Genomic DNA, 16,580 nt, shown 5'->3' with positions numbered 1-16,580 from the left:
TTCTGACTATCCTGATAGTCATATTTAGCAGATGGTCGCTCGCCATGGGAGACAATGCGGAGATGACGGGAAAGGTCCAGCGATGAGCGGCGACGCCAAACAGCGACGACCGGTGCGGCCCTACGGCGGCGTCGGCGCGGCGGATCGGGTCGCCGCGCGGCGGGGCAAACTGCTCGACGCCGGCCTCGAGCTGTTCGGCACCCAGGGCTACGCGGCGACCGGCGTCAAAGACCTGTGCCGGGCGGCCGGGCTCACCGACCGGTACTTCTACGAATCATTCGGCGGTACCAAGGAGTTGTTCGCCGCGGTCTTCGACCGCGTCATCGACGAACTGTTCGAGGCGGTCGCCCGCGCCGTTGCCGCCGTGCCCGCCGAGGGGACCCGCAAGCTGCGCGCGGGCATCGGCACCTACCTCACCGCGCTGGCCGAGGATCCGCGCACACTCCGCATCGTCTTCGTGGAGCCGACCGGCGCGGGCGCGGAACACCGCATGCGCGAGGCGCTGTGGCGATTCGCGCGATTGGTGGCCGCGACCGCCACCGAGGCCCGCCCCGAAGCGCGGCCGCCCGCCGAACTGGTCGACATCTACGCGCTCTCGGTCGTCGGCATGCTCGAGCGGGTCCTCGTGGAGAAGCAGGGCGGGCGGGTGACCCTGCCGATGGACGAGCTGGTGGACTATTGCACGGCATTCGCCGGTGCGTCGCTCGGCGCGCTCTACACCGGGCGGATAACCAAACAATCCGGTCGGCACGAAGCAGCTTCGCGCGCAACGGAGTAAGTAGCTCGGCGCTGGCGGGTAACCCTCGGTCCGGTAGCCGCGATGCATAGCGTGAGGTAGATTTCACAACGAGTTCGTGCTCGGCACGGACCGACCCGCGGGGGACTGGCGGGAGGACATGGACAGTGGGGACCGTAGGTTCCGAGGCCGAGCGCGCCGCTATCGCCGAGGGCGATATCCGAGTGCTGGTCGAGAACGGTGAGTACTGGCTGCGTAACCGCGGCGACATCGCGATGATGGCGGTGACCGTCGAGCGGCTGCGGGCACGCTGGCCGCGCGCCAGGATCGGCGTGCTCACCCATCAACCCGGCATCTTGCAGGCGCTGATGCCCGAGGCGGAACCGCTGTGCGGGCCCGACTGGAGCTGGGGCCGTGACGGGTGGCCCGGCCGCCTATCCCGTACGGCCGGAACACGATTGGTCGGTCCGGCCGCACTGCGCTGGCGGGCCGCGACCGACGGACCGAAGGACCGGCTGCGGGCGCTGCGCTCGGCCGCCCGGCGCCGCGCGGACGGCCCCGGCCGCACCGAACACGTCGCGACACCGGAGGAGACCGAGTTCCCGGTGGAGATCCCGGCCGCCGTCGAACAGGCCTCCCTGGTGCTCGCCCTCGGCGGTGGCTACATGACCGACGTCGACCGCTATCAGGCACACCGGACGCTGAATCTGCTCGAACACGCGCGGTCGCGGGGCATCCCGACGGCCCTGGTCGGCCAGGGCCTCGGGCCGCTGCGTGATCCGGCGCTGGTGCGGCGCGCGGCCGAGGTGCTGCCCAGCGTCGATTTCCTTGCCCTGCGCGAAGCCAGGCGTGGCCCGGAACTGTTGTCGCGCTTCGGCGTCGCACCGGAGCGGGTGCTGGTCACCGGTGACGACGCGATCGAGTTCGGCTACCGCCTGCGGCAAGCCAAGATCGGCGCGGATATCGGGCTGTGCCTGCGGGTGGCCGACTATTCGCGGGTCAGCGCGGCCGCGCAGGCCACGCTCGGCCGGGTGGTCCGCGCCTGCGCGGGTCAGCTCGACGCCGGGGTGGTGCCGCTGATCATCTCCGAATACGCGTCCGAGGATCGACTATCCACCTTGCCGCTGCTCGCCGGAGCGGAGTGCGCCAAGCCTGCCATCGGCCGTGGCGGCACGCCGGAGGATGTGGCGCGTCAGGTCGCGGGCTGCCGGGTGCTGGTCACCAGCGCCTATCATCTCGCGGTTTTCGCACTGTCCCAAGGCATTCCGGCCGTCGGCATCACCGCGTCGGAGTACTACGACGACAAGTTCCACGGGCTGCGCCAGATGTTCGGCACCGGACTGCGGATCGTGCACCTCGACGACCCCGCGCTGGACCGGACGCTGACCACGGCCGTGGCAGAGTCGTGGTCCGAGGCGCCGACGGTGCGGGACACGTTGCAGCAGAAGGCCGTCCAGCAGATCGACGCCAGCCGGGCCGGGCTCGAACGGGTCTGCCGGCTGGTGGAAAGCGGACCGGTGCGGCCGGGCCATCAGCTAGGGGGATAGATCATGGCTAGTTTGTCGGTTTGCGTGCCTGCCTACAACTCGGGACGCACGCTGGCCGCGACGCTGCGCTCGGTGCTCGATCAGGACGTGGACTTCGAACTCCTGGTGCTGGACAACGCCAGCACCGACGAGACGGGTGACATCGCGCATGCGATCGACGACCCGCGAATTCGCGTGCTGCGCAACGACACCGTGCTACCGATCGGGGACAACTGGAACAAGGCGATCACCGCGTCGACCGGGGACCTGATCAAGGTGGTCTGTGCCGACGATGTGCTGCGGCCCGGTGCGCTGGCCGCCCAGCTCGCGGTGATGGTCGGTGATCCGTCGATCGCCATCTCGTCGAGTCGCTTCGAGGTGATCGACGAGGCGGGTGAGGTGCTCGAAACCGGCCTCGGGCTGGCCGGTTTGCTCGGCAAGCAGACCGCGCGGGCCCTGGCCAGGGTGATCGTGCGGCGCGGTCCGGCCGATTTCGGGCCGACGGCGGCGGCGATGTTCTATCGCAAGCACTTCGACCTGGTCGGCGGGTTGCGCGGCGATCTGGTGTTCCCGATGGACGTCGACCTGTTCGCCAGGGTGTCGTCGTTCGGCGCGTTCTTCGGGATGTCGGAAATCCTTGCGGCCTGGCGCAATTCGTCGTTCAATCTGTGCAGCCGCACCTCGACGGTGAGCAAGCTGACCGACATGTACCGGTTCCATCACCGCATCGCGGGGGACTATCCGCACCTGGTGAGCCGCGGCGACGTGCTGGCGGGGGATACCCGCTTGGCGCGGGCGGCGTTGTACCGCTTACGAGTTCGCACGGTGGCCACGGTGCGGAACCGGCCGGATCTGCTGGTCTGAGCACCGTCCGATCAGTGGTCTGAGCGCGTCCGAGAAACAGAGAAACCGCCCCGCAGTGCGGGGCGGTTTCTCTGTTGAAAGATCACCTGATCGCGATCGCCTCAGATCGACCAGAGCCGCCCGTAGGTGTACACGGCGTCACCACTGGAACTGACCACCTTGACGAACGGCCGGATCGTGGTCTGCCCGACCACGCCGGTCACGGTGCCGTGGAAGCCGGACATACGCAGGAAGCCCGCGGCGCCGGAAACATCGCCGCCCGCGCATTCGACCGTCTGGATGCCGGGGCCGAAGCCGACCTCGATCTCGACGCCGGCCCGGGGGATCAGCCCCTCCAGCTTCAAAGTCGCGCCGTCGCTGCCGAGGTCCACCCCGAGACCCGGCGTCGAGTAGTTGAACTTCAACCGCCCGCTCAGGGTCGCCGGATAGCCGACCTGGTAGCCGATGGTGATGTGCCCGCGCCAGTCCTCGGCGTTCGGCCCGGCGATCTTGTATGCCGCCTCGCCATTGTGAAACCACTCGCGGGTCAACGCGTTTCCGTCCAACGGCGGCACGAAGTCGATTCGCGTGTCGGACTGGATCGCCTCGATCGAACGATCCTTCTGATCGACGATCTGGTTACTGCTGTCGACGACCGCTCCCGCGGTGCCTATTCCCAAAGCCAGCCCCGACGCCACCACGGTGGCGATCGCGAACATACGAACGCAACGGCTGCATTGCTGCGTGATATCCCTCATCAGGTTTTGTCCCCTCTGCACACACACCTGGCCGAGCGTGGTCGTTCGCTCGACGCCCGCTCCCCGACACGCGGGAGCGAAGAACTCATCGATCATCTGTGGCGATCAGGTGTTCGGTAAATCGAATCATGTCAGATCAAGCGCATCGAGCAAGCGGGCGGGAATGCGCTAGGGGGACAGCGAATTCGGAGCAACTCAGCCTCCTTGTACGGTGGTGTCGGCCGGGTCGTCGACGATCCAGCAGCCGTCGAGTTCCGGGTAGCGCGCGCGGACCTCCGGCAGCAGATCGGGCAGCGTCAGCAGCACGAGATCCGGCCGGGCCGTGACCAGTTCGTCGGGCGCGATGATCGGCACGTCGGTGCCCGGCATCCGGCGGCCCTGCTTGGCCGGCGACGCGTCGGCGACGGCGACGATCAACCCGCGATCGACACCCGCCAGACTGAACAGCGCCACCGCACGCGAGGCCGCGCCGTAGGCGAACACCCGATCGCCCTGTGCCGCATGCCTGGTGAGCCAGCGGCGCAACGCCTCGGCATGTGCGTCGGCAGCCCGCTGAAGGCTGCGGACGGCGGCGACCTCGGTGTAGGCGGACTCCCGGGCAAGAATTTCGCGCGCCGCCGCGTCGGGGCGATGCTTGCCGTGGCGCGCACCGACCAGCACGGTGCCGCCGTACAGGTCGAACCGCCACGCGGTGGTGACGCTCATGCCCGCGGCGGCCAGCAATCGGCTCAGCGCGGACAGCGAATAGTAGGCAAAGTGCCCGTGCCGCAATGCGTTCCACTGACGCGAGGCGACGATGGTGGCCAGCGAATGGAATTGGATCAACAGCAGACCGTCGGGTGCGGTGGCCGCCGCCCGCTCGGCGAAGGCCGCACGCTGGTCGGGTTCGTGCATCAGGCCGAAGCAGTCGAGCACCACATCGGCGACACCGTCGGTCGGGGTGTAGCCGCGCTCGGTCAGCAGGGGCACCCAGGTGCCCCCGTGCGGGCTGCCGAACTCGCGCACCGTGTTCCCTTGCAGCAGACCGGATTCGGCGACCCGTGCGACGGCGTCGGCCGCTTGCTCGCGCAACGCCGCGGGCTCGATGCCGCGTGGTTCCTGCGTGCGGGTGTCGTCCTCGGCCAGTTGTGCGAGCTCGCAGCGTGCGCACCGATCCATGCGCAGCGGATGCGCCGTCTCGGCGAGGCCGACCGGGGCGGCCAGCGGCGGGAAGTAGTCCGCGGCCGGGACCATGCCCAGATCGAGCACCGTGGTGAGCTCGGTGCTCCCGCAGCCCCGGCAGGGGTGGCCGCTATCGAGGGGAACCATCACCGGCCTTCCGTTGCGTGCCGGTACGGGCCGCACGCCACGGTACGGTGGCCGACCGCCGTCGACGCTGTCGCCCGCCTAGGTGGCTGGAACACGAGCGGGTCCGGGCTGTATCCGGCGCATCGACCCATCGAGCACCCCGCTGTCGCGTAACTTCTCCAGGTGCGGCAGCCGGGTGAACTTCTGGAAGAAGTCGTCGTAGGTGAGGCCACGTGCGGTGTACTCCTGGAACAGCTCGTCTGCCCCGGCCTGCACGGTCCACAGCGCGCGAAATCCGATGGCGGCGCGGGCCGCCGAGAAGTCGACCCGATAGGAGCGCGGGTCGGCGCCGCTCTCGCCGGTGATGTTCAGTCGCGACCCGGGCACCGCCTCGACCACCGCCTGCGCGATCTCGGCGACGGTCAAGTTGTTGGCCTCGGTGCCGATGTTGAAGGCGCGGCAGTGGATCGCCGCCGGGGGAGCGGTGAGACAGTTGGCGAAGGCCCACGCGATGTCGCGGGCATGCACCAGCGGCCGCCACGGCGTGCCGTCGGAGAGCACCTTCACCTCGCCGGTCAGCGTGGCGTAGCCGACCAGGTTGTTGAGCACGATGTCGGCCCGCAACCGTGGCGAGAAGCCGAATGCCGTTGCGTTGCGCAGGAATACGGGGGAGAAGCCGGAGTCCGCGAGCGCGGCGACATCGTCCTCGACCCGCACCTTGCTCTCCGCGTACGGGGTGATCGGACGCAACGGTGCGTCCTCGGTGACCAGATCCGCGCCCGCGGCGCCGTAGACCGAACAGGTGGAGGCGTACAGGAACCGCCGCACCCCGGCCTCTTTGGCGAGCCGGGCCAGCCGCACCGACGCGTGATGGTTGATGGCGTAGGTGATCTCGGGTGCCAGCGCGCCGAGCGGATCATTGGACAGCGCGGCGAGATGGATGACCGCGTCGAAGCCGCGTAACTGGTCGACGGTCACATCGCGCAGGTCCACCGCCAGGCCGGGCGGATCGCCCGGCAGGTCGCCGAGGATGCAGTCGGCGAAGAAACCGGCGTCCAGACCGACCACGTCGTGCGCGTTGGCCCGCAGGACCGGCACCATGATGGTGCCGAGATACCCCTGGTGTCCGGTGACGAGTACCCGCATGGCTTACGAACCTCCGAAATCGATGACGGCCTTGTCGAGCACGAATGCCTCGGCGTGCCCGGCGTGGCATTGCACGCCGCGCAGCCGGGTCAGGCCGGTGAACGCCTGCTCGTCGAACCAGTCCCGGTGGGCCTGGGACGGATAGTGCTTCAGTAGCAGCCGGGCCTTCTCCTCGGCGAGCGCCGCGGGGAGCCGGTGGTACACGCTCGGTGTGGGAGTGTCGCTCTCCCACTTGAGGATCTCGTAGCCGAGCACGAGGTGATCGCGGAACTCGGTCGGCACCAACTCGGCCAGCAGCCGATGATCCTGATGGGCGTCGCCGCGTTGCGTGGCGAAGACCAGATCCGGTTCGGTGCTGCCACGAAAAGCGCTCAGCGCGTCCTTGATTCGGTCCCAGTGCGCCGGGGCTCGGCCGTCGGGCAGGTCGAGCACGGTGAGGTCGACCTCGGCACCCGGGCAGAACGCCGCCAGCGCAAGGCTTTCCTCGTCCGCCCGTGCGGTCCCGCCGCCGGACAGGACCAGGGCGCGCACCCGCAGACCCGGGTTCGCGCGCGCCAGCGTGAGCAGCGTCGCGCCCATACCGATGGCGATGTCGTCGCAGTGCGCACCGAGCACCGCGATCTCGGCGACCGCTCCGACGCCGAGTCGGATCACGCGTGCTCCCAGACCATCCAGGGCCGCGCGCCGCTGCGGTAACCCGCGTCGAGTTCGGCGCGCTCCTTGAAGGTGTCGGCGGGCTTCCAGAAGCCGAGATGCCGATAGCCGTACAGCCGTCCCTGGCCGGCCAGCGTGCCGCACGCGTCGGCGACCAGATCGCCGCCCGGCGGCAGCAGATCGAAGATCTCCTGGTTCAGCACGAAGTAACCGCCGTTCTCCCACAACGGCATTCGCGACACCGGCATGATCTCCTTCACCTCACCGGTCGGCGTCATGTCCACGCAGTGGAACGACGACTGCGGCGGCACCACCATCATCGAGGCGGCCGCGCCGGACTCGGTGAACTTCTCGATCATGTCGTCCAGCGGTGCGTCGGTGAGCACGTCGGCGTAGTTGGCCAGGAAACGCTCGTCGTCCCCGACGTGGTCACGGACCCGGCGCAGCCGCTCGCCGATGGGCGATTCCTGGCCGGTGTCGACAAAGGTGATCTGCCAGTCGCTGATATCGGAGCGCAGCATTTCCACCCGGCCGTCCCGCATGACGAAGTCGTTGGACACCGATTCCTGGTAGGTCAGAAAGAAATTCTTGATGTGCAGACCGCCGTAGCCGAGACACAGGATGAATTCCTTGTGCCCGTAGTGCGCGTAATAACGCATCACATGCCACAGCAGCGGTCGTGGGCCGACGAGCTGCATGGGTTTCGGAATCATGTCATCGGTCCCGTCACGCATCCGCATGCCGTACCCGCCGCAGAACAGCACAACCTTCATCGCGCTCCCCTCCCTGTCTTTCCTGAATGTGTAGCGCTGTTCACTTCGTTGTGACTGGTGAGATCGGCACGATGCAGTGCCGGAAGCGGGTAGACCAATTCGGCTCCCCACGAGGCGATGTGGCGCAGTTGCGCGGTGATCTCGGTCTCGAGATTCCACGGCAGCACCAGCACGACGTCCGGTCGATCGAGTTCGATCCGGTCGGGTGCGTGGATCGGGATTCGGGTGCCGGGGGTGAAGCGTCCGTGCTTGTAGGGGTTCCGGTCGACGGTGTACTCGAGCAGGTCGGTGCGGATGCCGCAGTAGTTGAGCAGGGTGTTGCCTTTGCCCGGTGCGCCGTAGCCGACGACGCGTTTGCCCGCGGCGCGCTGGTCGAGCAGGAAGCGCAGCAGGTCGTGGCGGACCGCCTCGGTGCGCGGGCGCAGCTGGGTGTAGCCGTCGGCCTGGTGCAGGCCCGCATCCCGTTCCAGCTGGAGCACGTCGGCTACCCGGCTGGTCGGCGTGGCGCCGAGCGCCGTCGGGCGGGCCCACAGGCGGAGCGAGCCGCCGTGGGTGTCCAGTAGCTCGACATCGACGACCGACAAACCGGCCGTCGCCAGCGCCCGCTGCGCCGAATGCACGGTGTAGTACTGGAAGTGCTCGTGGTAGATGGTGTCGAACTGGCCGAGTCGCAGCAGGTTCAGCGCGTGGTGCACCTCGATGGAGAGCCAGCCGTCGTCGGCCATCAGTTCGCGCAGCGACCTGGTGAAGCCGCGCAGATCGGGCACGTGCGCGTAGACGTTGTTGGCGACCACCAGGTCCGCGGGCCGGTGTGCCGCACGGATCTTCGCGGCGGAGTCCTCGTCCAGGAAGGTGGTCTCGGTGGGTACGCCCGCCGCCCGCGCGGCGTCGCCGACGTTCACCGAGGGTTCCACGCCGAGGCAGGGGATGCCCGCCGCCACCGCGTGCCGCAGCAGGTAGCCGTCGTTGCTCGCCACCTCGACGACGAAGGACTGCGCGGTCAGGTCGAGCCGCTCGATCGCCTGTGCGACAAAGGTTTGCGCGTGCCGCACCCAGCTGTCGGAGTACGACGAGAAATACGCGTATTCGGTGAACGTCTCCGCGGGAGTGATCAACGCCGGAATCTGCAATAGCAGACAGTCCGTGCACAGCCGCAGATGCAGCGGGTAGGTTGGTTCGGGAAGGTCGAGTTCGTCCGCCGCGAGAAATTTCTCGCACGGCGGCGTCGCTCCCAAATCGAGCACGCTCGTCAAGCGCTCGGAATCACACAGTCGACATAACAACGAAGCCCACCTTCTGCCGAGAGCCGTACCTCCGGCGCATTGCCGGCGCACCCCTGAAGTCGACCCGATCCAGTGAGACGTTACAACGAATGCCCCGCGTGTCGTAGCTGAAATCGACTGGTCTGAAAGTAATTTCCGGTAATTTTGGCCTGTTTCCGACGAGTAGCTTCCGGATGGCTACCGGGTGGATTGGTGGTTCTGCCCCCGTCGGATGAATTCGCCTGCGGATAGCGGAGGTTCGCGACCTGGCCTCCTGTGCCACCGACCGCCGGAAACGTACCGGGGCGGAAAACCGACCGTTACTCTGTCGGCTACTCCGTGGAACACTTTGCGGCCCTGATGATTCGACATGTGAAACGGATTGTGTTCTGTAACAATCGGCTTCTGGCCGCCGAAGGACGGACATCCGAGGCGTCAGGATGATGTCGCGGGGACCGGTCAACGCAGATCGGGGGGCTAGTTTTCTTCTCTCCCAGGGGGAGGTGCGTTTCCATGAGCTTCGAGCTCACCGACGACGACGATCTGGACTATCGTCGATCGCCGCACAGCATGCCGCGCTCCGAGCGTGAACGATGGCAGGCCGAATACGTAAAACGAATAGGCGCAACAGATTTCGCCGTGATCGTGGTCGCGGTGGCGCTGGCGCAGATCATCCGGTTCGGCGGGCCCGCCGCGCCGCCGCTGGCCTGGCATCTGCCCTACGAAGTGGGGTACACGGTCGTCTCCGGCGTGCTCGCGCTGAGCTGGGCCGGCTTCCTCGCGGTGGGCAACACCCGGTCGCCCCAGGTGGTGGGCAGCGGCAGCGAGGAGTACCGGCGCTTGGTCGCCGCGACGCTGCGACTGTTCGGCGTGCTCGCGATCTTGTCGCTGGTGTTCCAGATCGAGTTCGCTCGTGGCTATTTGGCGATTGCACTACCGCTCGGTCTGTTCGGGCTGATGCTCAACAGATTGCTGTGGCGGATCCACGCGCGACAGCAGCGCGCCCAGGGGGAGTATCGGACCTCGGTGCTCGTCGTCGGCTGCGCGGAGGCGGCGCAGGCGATGGCCAATGCCTTCGCCCGCGACCCGGCCTCGGGTTACCGGGTGGTCGGTGTGTGTATTCCGAACGGGCTCAACGAGATCACCGAGTACATCCGGGAACCCTCGGGGCACACGTTCTCCGTGGTCGGCAGCGACCGCACGGTGCTCGACGCGGTGCGCCGCAGTGGTGCCGACACCGTGGCGGTCACCGCGACCGACCACCTCGGCCCGGTCGAATTGCGGCGGATGGCCTGGGAACTCGACCCGCTCGGCGTCGAGTTGATCGTCGCGCCGGGCGTCGTCGATATCGCAGGTACTCGGCTGACGAATCGTTTCGTCGCGGGTGTGCCGATGCTGCACATCGCGAAACCGCAATACGACCGCGCCAAGTCGACCGGCAAGGCGGTGTTCGACATGTGCTTCGCGGCCGCGGTGCTGGTGGTGATCGCGCCGACCATGCTGGCTATCGCGCTGGCGGTGAAACTGACCAGTCCCGGCCCGGTGCTCTATCTGTCCGAGCGAATCGGGCGGGGCGGCAAGCCCTTCCAGATGATCAAGTTCCGCAGCATGTACGTCGAGGCGGAGGCGGGCGTGGACGCGCTCATCGCGCGACACGGTGGCAACCCGGTCTTCTTCAAGATGAAGGACGATCCGCGGATCACGCCGATAGGCAAGATCATTCGCAAGTTCAGCCTGGACGAGCTGCCGCAGTTCTTCAACGTGCTGCGCGGTGAGATGAGCGTGGTCGGGCCGCGTCCGCAGGTGCAGCGTGAGGTGGACAGCTACGACGGCGAGATGCGGCGCAGGCTGCTGGTCAAGCCGGGGGTCACCGGGCTGTGGCAAGTCAGTGGCCGGTCCGACCTCTCACTGGAAGACTCGGTGCGGCTGGACCTTTCGTACGTGGAGAACTGGTCCATGGTGCTGGACCTGCTACTCATCGCCAGGACGATCGGCGCGGTGACCCGGGGCGCGGGAGCCTACTGAGCTGCCGGAAACTCCTGCGCGAGTTCCTGGAACAGCGCGGTGTTCATCGCGAACGCGAGCTGCCCCTCGTCGAGGACGCGGCGGCGCTCGAGATCGTCGAGCGGCAACTGGTCGAGCAGGCTGCGGTATTCGCGCTTGAACGCGGCCGGGTTGCCGACACCGTCGAAGACGTAGAAGCGGACGCCGTCGCCGCGATGCGGCAGGTTCCACAGCTTCTCGGCGGTACCGCGGATGACCTGTCCGCCGGAGAGGTCGCCGAGGTAGCGGGTGTAGTGGTGCGCGATGTAGCCGGCGGGCCAGTCCCGGGCGCACTCGTCGATGCGCGCGGCGTAGGCCGCGGTGGCGGGCAGCGGCTCGAGTCCGGCGCGCCAGTCCGGGCCGATCAGGTGGGCGAGGTCGCGTTCGAGCTCGGCGGTGCGGGCCAGTTCGGGCCGGATGAACGGACCGGCGATCGGGTCCTCGCGCAGCGTGTCCCAGCGACTCTCCAGCGCGCGGTAGATGAACCAGAGTTGGCCGGTGTAGCGGTGATACGAGTCGACCCCGAGCGCCCCGCCGAGCATGTCGCTCATGAACCGCGAGTTCTCGGCCTCCGCGTGCTGCTGCTCGGTCGCGCTACGGATCTGTTTCGAGAACGGCGTTGCCTCTGACATATCCGAACCACCTCACTCGCGCACCTGCGGATCGCCTTCTAGTATGGCTACCCTAACTAACTCATATGACCATACCGGGTTCACGTGCGTGGCGCACGTACCTGCCTCACTCAATGGGTCTATTGGATCGGCGGCGGCCTGCGGCGCCCGCGCGGCCGGATCCGGCGCACGATCGGGCGGCGCAGCGAGCCGAAGCGCCGCAGAATGCGCGGCCGCCGAACGGTACGGTCGAACCATTCGCCGAGGGTGACGCCCGCGGCCAGCGCGCAGCCGACGCCGAAGGCGAGCAGCAGCTGATTCGCGCCGAGCACCAGCTCGTCGTTGAGCACCGCATACAGTCCACGGTAGAGCTTGAGACCGGGCAGCAGCGGGGTGATGCCTGCGATGGCGACGACCAGCGGGGGCGTCAGCGAGCGGCGCGCCATCAGACCACCGGCCATGCCGATCACGGTCGCGGCGACACCCGAGGACAGCACCGGGCCGAACCCGATCTCCTGAACCACTAGATAGCAGATGGTGCCCGCGGCGCCACTGCCCGCCGCGGCGGTGAGCGCGCGCTTCTCGGCGTAGCAGGCGAGCGCGAAGGCGAGCGAGGCGACCGCACCGGCCACGATCTGCACCGGCAGATCGATGATGCCGCCCGCCGGTGTGGTCAGGATCGGCGGCACCGTGGCGCCGAAGAGCCAGCCGACCCGCAGCGTGAGCGCGATGCCCGCGATGATGCCGCCGGTCATCATCATCACCTCGAGCATGCGGGCCGTCGAGGTGATCGGCGCCCCGGTTATCCCGTCCTGCACCGCGCCGACCAGTTGTAATCCACTGAGCAGCACGGTGATTCCGGCCGCGATGATCAGCGCCGGATCCACCTGGATGCCGAGCGGCTCCGCCAAGGTGGCGAGCACGACGGCAGGGGTGGCGGCGATCGCACCGCCCACCATGTGCTGGAAGAAGAACGGCAGGCCGTAGCGGTTGAGCACGCGGTTGGACCGGTCGATGGCCAGCGTGGTGACGAAACTGACTGCCGCGACGACGATTCCGCCACCGAGCAGCGCGGCGATCGCCGCGGCCAGCAGCGACCAGCCGAAGGTGGCCGTCCAGCGGTGGTAGGGGTGCGGCGCCGTGGTGATCGTGTCGAGCGCGGCGCGCGCGTCCTCCGGCGCGACCACCTCGTTGCGGATGCGGCGGGTCAACCGGTCGACCGCGGCCAGCCTGGTGAAGTCCAGCGACCGGTAGGTCACGATCCGCATGGAACTGGCCGGCGGCAGCCGCGGGCCGCGATCGGCCCAGATCCTGATGGAGTCGTAGGTGACGTCCACATCGCAGCGCGCCAGCCCGTAGGTGGCGGCGATGAAGCGGACCTGGGTGGTCGTATCGATCACGCCCGTCCCCGAAGCCAGCACCACCTCGCCGACGCGCACCGCAAGATCCAGCACCTCCGCCACCCGCGCGTCGTCGGTGAGGTCGATCGGTTGCAGCGGAGAAGGCGCCGCCACGATCGTGTCCGCGGTAGCCGGCCGATCGGCGACCAGCTTCCCGACCGCCTGACTCACCACCGGCATCCGCCGCCCGCGCCGGAACAGCCGCCGCCGACCGAGATGATCGACCCGCGTCTCCGTGCTGTCGCCTCCCGGCAGCGTGTCTGAATCCATGCACGCGAACGTAGTCACCTCCCGGCGACCTTCGCATCCGGGCTGGCACAACGGCCCGCCGACCGCGTGTCGAGCGCCCCCGATGATCATCCGCCGCCTGGCGCCCGGCAGGCGCCGCCGCGTGGTACCTGATCGGTCAGCGGGTGAGTTGGAGGATGTCTACGCCTCGGTTGTTGTCGGCCACGTAGGCGTAGCCGCGGTGCCAGTAGGGGGCCCAGGCGGCTGCGTCGCCGGGGCGGTAGTAGGCGATTTGTTTGGGGTTGGTGGGGTCGCTGACGTCCAAGAAGCGGGTGCCCTGAGCGTAGAAGGATTGAACGAGGACCTTGTCCTGGACGTCGAAGTAGTGGGCGGAGCAGTCGGCGGAGGCGGGGTTGCTGCCTTCCTGGCCGGCGACGCTCCAGGTGCCGATGGTGTTGAGGCGGTACGGTTTCTGCGGGGTCGAGCGCCAGCCTTCGCCGTTGTAGGACCCTTCGAGGGACGCGATCACCAGCACGCCGTCACCGGCGCAGCCGTCGACGAAGCTCTCTTCGGTGGCGTAGATCAGGTTTCCGTTGCCCCAGGGGCCGGTGCCGCCGCCGTCCTTCGCGCGGTTGCCGATCGGGCGGTAGCTGTTGTGCATGAACTTGGACGGCGCGGCCGTCTCCTTGATGCCGCCGCCGGCGTAGGGGACCGGGTCGTTCGGCGCGGCCATCCGGAGCTTGCCGGTCACCGGGTCCTTGTGCATGCCCTCGGTCCAGTACCCGCGCACGCCGCCGCGGCCCGACGCCCAGGCGACACCGGTCTGGTCGACCTGGACGTCGTGCACGTAGTCGGTCTTGCCGTCGTTGCGCGCCAGTTCGATCGGGTTGGGGAAGACCTTGGGCTTGCGGGGGTTCCTGATGTCGGTGACCCAGATCGGGCGACCGCCCCACTCGGCGGGCATGCTGTCGGCCTTGGCCGGGCCGCCGGTCCACAGGTATTGGCAGTCGTTGATGCAGGTGGTGGTGTGGCCCGCAGGCACCTTGACGTAGCTCATCACGGATGGTTTCGCCGGATCGGCGAGGTCGACCACGTAGATGCCGGACTCGCCGGTGCGGACGTTGCCGCCGAAGGCGCGCGGGTCCCTGGCGAGGAAGACTCGTTTGCGGACCGGGTCGACCTCGGTGTCCTCGGTCTCCCACATGCCCGGCATATTGAGCTGCCCGATGAGCTTCGGGGCCGCCGGGTTGGCGGTGAGGTCGTAGGTCTTGACCCCGAACTCGCCGGCCACCACCATGACGTCCCTGGCGCCGTACTGGAGGAATTGCAGCGAGATCGCGCCCTGTGCGTCCGGCACGCTGCCGACGGCTTTGACATTCTTTTCCGCAGCGGGCGCATTCGTCGCCGACGGAGCCACGGCCGGTGGGCCGTCCTCCTCCCCGCAGGCCACGGCGGGCAGTGCGGTGGCGGTGAGGGTCGCCGTCACGGCGATCAACAGCAGGGACGACCGGAAGAACAAGCGGCGCACAACTACCTCCCAGCGAGGCGTGACCAGGGGATTCCTGGTCGCCGAGATGCCTCACTGTAAGTGCCGCCGGGGCCGCACGCGATACCCATATCGCCAGATCGCGAACTGGGGAGCAACTTTCACGTGGTAGGCGGCGTGATGCCCGGTTCGGCGGTGTGATTCGCGCGCTGCTCGGTGAATGATGTTGATATGCCAGGTGATCCATGCCCGAACCGGGTCGCTGCTCGCAATAGCCGGTGGTCTGCAAGTGCCGTGCGCCTTGTGGCCGCGTTCGTCGTCCTGCTGCTCGGCGTCACCGGCTGCGCGGCGTCGTCGGAGCGGCCGGAGCCGGGCGTGCTCACGGTCGGTGTCCGCGAACCGGCCGGCCTGCTGCCCGCCGATCTGCGGGACCAGACGGGCCGGATGATCGTCGGCGCGCTGTGGACACCACTGGTCGACTACGACGCGGCGACCGGGACGACCACCCTGCGGGCCGCGGAGGCGGTCTCCAGCACGGACCAGATGACTTGGGAGGTCAAGCTACGCAACGGAAACCAGTTCCACGACGGGACGCCGGTCACCGCGAAGTCTTACGTGGACACCTGGCGCACCGTGGCCGCCGAGCGGTGGACCGGCTCGGTCGCGCTCACCGAAGTGTTGCGCGCCAAGGAGATCAGCGCGCCGGACGAGCACACTTTGCGGATCGTGCTCGACCGGCCGTTCGGTCAGGTGCCCGCCGTACTGGCCGCTCCGGCGTTGCTGCCATTGCCCGCGTCGGTGCTGGCCTCCCGGGATTGGGCGGGCTTCGCGGTCAACCCGGTCGGTAACGGGCCGTTCCGGCTGGCCGGGCCATGGCAGCCGAACTCGGGCGGTCGACTCCTGCGGGTCGGGGAGGCCGCGGGCAACGTGCGCGAGATCCAGCTCAGGGTGGGTGATTCCGTCGCGCAGTACGCCCAGGTGCGGGCGGGCTCGCTCGACCTGGCCACCGAGGTGCCCGGCGCGCGGCACGAGGCCATGCACCAGGATTTCGCCGACCGGCACGCGATGTGGCCGCTGCCGGAAGTCAGCTATCTGGCCTTCCCCATGTCCGACAAGCGTTTCGAGGACGCCGCCGCGCGCCATGCGTTCGCGATGGCGCTGGACCGCGCGGCCTTGGCGGCGGGCCCGCTCGCGAACCAGGTCGACCCGGCCGCCGCGCTACTGCCACCCGGCATCGCGCCCGGCGAACGTTCCGCCACCTGCCGGCCGTGCACGCACGACCAGGCCGCGGCGAAGTCGCTGCTCGGCCAGGTCGCCTTCACCGGCCCGGTCACGCTGTATTTCGGTGCCGCGCAAGAGCAATGGGCACAGCCGCTCGCCGAGCAGCTGCGTACCGCCCTCGCGTTGGAGGTGACCGCCCGACCACGCGGCGACCAGGCCCCCCAACCGTCCGACGCGCCCTTCCTGCTGACCTATGCACCGAGCACCGCCAGCCCCCATGAACTCCTCACCGCCCTGGCGAAAACCACAGGCCTCCCCGACGAAGGTTTCGCCCAGCTCCTGGCAGCCGCCGATGCCGCGGCCACCGCAGCGGAAAGCGGCCAGCGCTACCGCCTCGTCGAGAACCACCTGCTGCGCGACCTCCCGCTGGCCCCACTGTGGTCCGGCCACGGCCACGCGGTCTGGACGCCGCGGGTACATCAGGTCATCGCCACACCGTTGCGCGGCATCGAGCTCGCCTCGATCTCGCTATGAGCGGTTGCCGTGTCGAAATACCGGACTCGGCGATCAGTGCTAAGTCATAGTCGTACAAGGTGATTCGGCACG

The 16,580-nt window shown here is 68.3% G+C and carries 14 protein-coding genes; 5 read left to right on the top strand and 9 right to left on the bottom strand.

From position 1 onward, the window contains the following. Window positions 1-82 precede the first annotated feature (82 nt). From IBX18_RS11365 to IBX18_RS11355, 3 genes are all read left to right on the top strand, one after another. A complete protein-coding gene (locus IBX18_RS11365) occupies window positions 83-778 on the top strand; it encodes a TetR/AcrR family transcriptional regulator (RefSeq protein WP_194833633.1) in 696 nt (231 codons plus the stop codon). A gap of 125 nt (window positions 779-903) precedes the next feature. Then, a complete protein-coding gene (locus IBX18_RS11360; protein ID WP_194833632.1) occupies window positions 904-2,283 on the top strand; it encodes a polysaccharide pyruvyl transferase family protein in 1,380 nt (459 codons plus the stop codon). A gap of 3 nt (window positions 2,284-2,286) precedes the next feature. Then, a complete protein-coding gene (locus IBX18_RS11355; RefSeq protein ID WP_194833631.1) occupies window positions 2,287-3,126 on the top strand; it encodes a glycosyltransferase in 840 nt (279 codons plus the stop codon). A gap of 101 nt (window positions 3,127-3,227) precedes the next feature. Here the strand turns inward: IBX18_RS11355 and IBX18_RS11350 are convergent, their stop codons facing one another. The 6 genes from IBX18_RS11350 to IBX18_RS11325 all read right to left on the bottom strand — a co-directional run bounded on the left by IBX18_RS11350 (window position 3,228) and on the right by IBX18_RS11325 (window position 9,006). Continuing rightward, entirely contained in the window at window positions 3,228-3,824 is a 597-nt protein-coding gene (locus IBX18_RS11350) for an MspA family porin (RefSeq protein WP_228540648.1), read from the bottom strand. Window positions 3,825-4,058: 234 nt separating this feature from the next. Further along, the gene (locus tag IBX18_RS11345) at window positions 4,059-5,171 is read right to left on the bottom strand and encodes a methyltransferase domain-containing protein (RefSeq protein WP_194833629.1); all 1,113 of its coding nucleotides are present in this window, start codon (window positions 5,169-5,171) and stop codon (window positions 4,059-4,061) included. 78 nt (window positions 5,172-5,249) lie between these two features. After that, a complete protein-coding gene (locus IBX18_RS11340) occupies window positions 5,250-6,296 on the bottom strand; it encodes an NAD(P)-dependent oxidoreductase (RefSeq protein WP_194833628.1) in 1,047 nt (348 codons plus the stop codon). A gap of 3 nt (window positions 6,297-6,299) precedes the next feature. Beyond that, a complete protein-coding gene (locus IBX18_RS11335) occupies window positions 6,300-6,950 on the bottom strand; it encodes a PIG-L deacetylase family protein (RefSeq protein ID WP_194833627.1) in 651 nt (216 codons plus the stop codon). Further along, window positions 6,947-7,723 (bottom strand): sugar phosphate nucleotidyltransferase, encoded by a 777-nt coding sequence (locus tag IBX18_RS11330; protein ID WP_194833626.1) that lies wholly within the window; start codon window positions 7,721-7,723, stop codon window positions 6,947-6,949. Before IBX18_RS11330 ends, IBX18_RS11335 begins: the two co-directional genes overlap by 4 nt. Beyond that, window positions 7,720-9,006, bottom strand: coding sequence for a class I SAM-dependent methyltransferase (locus IBX18_RS11325; protein WP_194833625.1), 1,287 nt, complete (start codon window positions 9,004-9,006; stop codon window positions 7,720-7,722). The genes IBX18_RS11330 and IBX18_RS11325 overlap by 4 nt, the downstream gene beginning before the upstream one ends. A 492-nt stretch (window positions 9,007-9,498) precedes the next feature. Between IBX18_RS11325 and IBX18_RS11320 the strand changes: the two genes are divergently transcribed. Next, entirely contained in the window at window positions 9,499-11,010 is a 1,512-nt protein-coding gene (locus tag IBX18_RS11320) for a sugar transferase (RefSeq protein WP_194833624.1), read from the top strand. On the opposite strand, the gene IBX18_RS11315 is transcribed toward IBX18_RS11320, so the two are convergent. The 3 genes from IBX18_RS11315 to IBX18_RS11305 all read right to left on the bottom strand — a co-directional run bounded on the left by IBX18_RS11315 (window position 11,004) and on the right by IBX18_RS11305 (window position 14,795). After that, window positions 11,004-11,660 carry a heme oxygenase (biliverdin-producing) gene (locus tag IBX18_RS11315; protein WP_194833623.1) on the bottom strand — a complete coding sequence of 219 codons (657 nt, stop codon included), beginning with the start codon at window positions 11,658-11,660 and terminating at the stop codon, window positions 11,004-11,006. The two genes, IBX18_RS11320 and IBX18_RS11315, sit on opposite strands and share 7 nt — an antisense overlap. Window positions 11,661-11,779: 119 nt before the next feature. Beyond that, the gene (locus IBX18_RS11310; protein WP_228540857.1) at window positions 11,780-13,219 is read right to left on the bottom strand and encodes a threonine/serine exporter ThrE family protein; all 1,440 of its coding nucleotides are present in this window, start codon (window positions 13,217-13,219) and stop codon (window positions 11,780-11,782) included. Window positions 13,220-13,445: 226 nt separating this feature from the next. Next, window positions 13,446-14,795, bottom strand: coding sequence for an LVIVD repeat-containing protein (locus IBX18_RS11305; protein ID WP_194833621.1), 1,350 nt, complete (start codon window positions 14,793-14,795; stop codon window positions 13,446-13,448). A gap of 261 nt (window positions 14,796-15,056) precedes the next feature. Between IBX18_RS11305 and IBX18_RS11300 the strand changes: the two genes are divergently transcribed. After that, window positions 15,057-16,508 (top strand): ABC transporter substrate-binding protein, encoded by a 1,452-nt coding sequence (locus IBX18_RS11300; protein ID WP_306796228.1) that lies wholly within the window; start codon window positions 15,057-15,059, stop codon window positions 16,506-16,508. The last annotated feature ends 72 nt before the right edge of the window (window positions 16,509-16,580 follow it).

It is taken from the genome of Nocardia sp. XZ_19_369, assembly GCF_015355715.1.
Classification (GTDB): domain Bacteria; phylum Actinomycetota; class Actinomycetes; order Mycobacteriales; family Mycobacteriaceae; genus Nocardia.
The sequence above is the reverse complement of the archived record's forward strand: the minus strand, read 5'-3'. Positions and strand labels throughout refer to the sequence as shown.

Bases quoted from the DNA above. Each gene is read 5' to 3' on its own strand.
- IBX18_RS11365 (WP_194833633.1), top strand. From the start codon at position 83: ATGAGCGGCGACGCCAAACAGCGACGACCGGTGCGGCCCTACGGCGGC.
- IBX18_RS11355 (WP_194833631.1), top strand. From the start codon at position 2,287: ATGGCTAGTTTGTCGGTTTGCGTGCCTGCCTACAACTCGGGACGCACG.
- IBX18_RS11350 (WP_228540648.1), bottom strand. From the start codon at position 3,824: ATGTTCGCGATCGCCACCGTGGTGGCGTCGGGGCTGGCTTTGGGAATA.
- IBX18_RS11345 (WP_194833629.1), bottom strand. From the start codon at position 5,171: ATGGTTCCCCTCGATAGCGGCCACCCCTGCCGGGGCTGCGGGAGCACC.
- IBX18_RS11340 (WP_194833628.1), bottom strand. From the start codon at position 6,296: ATGCGGGTACTCGTCACCGGACACCAGGGGTATCTCGGCACCATCATG.
- IBX18_RS11330 (WP_194833626.1), bottom strand. From the start codon at position 7,723: ATGAAGGTTGTGCTGTTCTGCGGCGGGTACGGCATGCGGATGCGTGAC.
- IBX18_RS11320 (WP_194833624.1), top strand. From the start codon at position 9,499: ATGAGCTTCGAGCTCACCGACGACGACGATCTGGACTATCGTCGATCG.
- IBX18_RS11315 (WP_194833623.1), bottom strand. From the start codon at position 11,660: ATGTCAGAGGCAACGCCGTTCTCGAAACAGATCCGTAGCGCGACCGAG.
- IBX18_RS11310 (WP_228540857.1), bottom strand. From the start codon at position 13,219: ATGCCGGTGGTGAGTCAGGCGGTCGGGAAGCTGGTCGCCGATCGGCCG.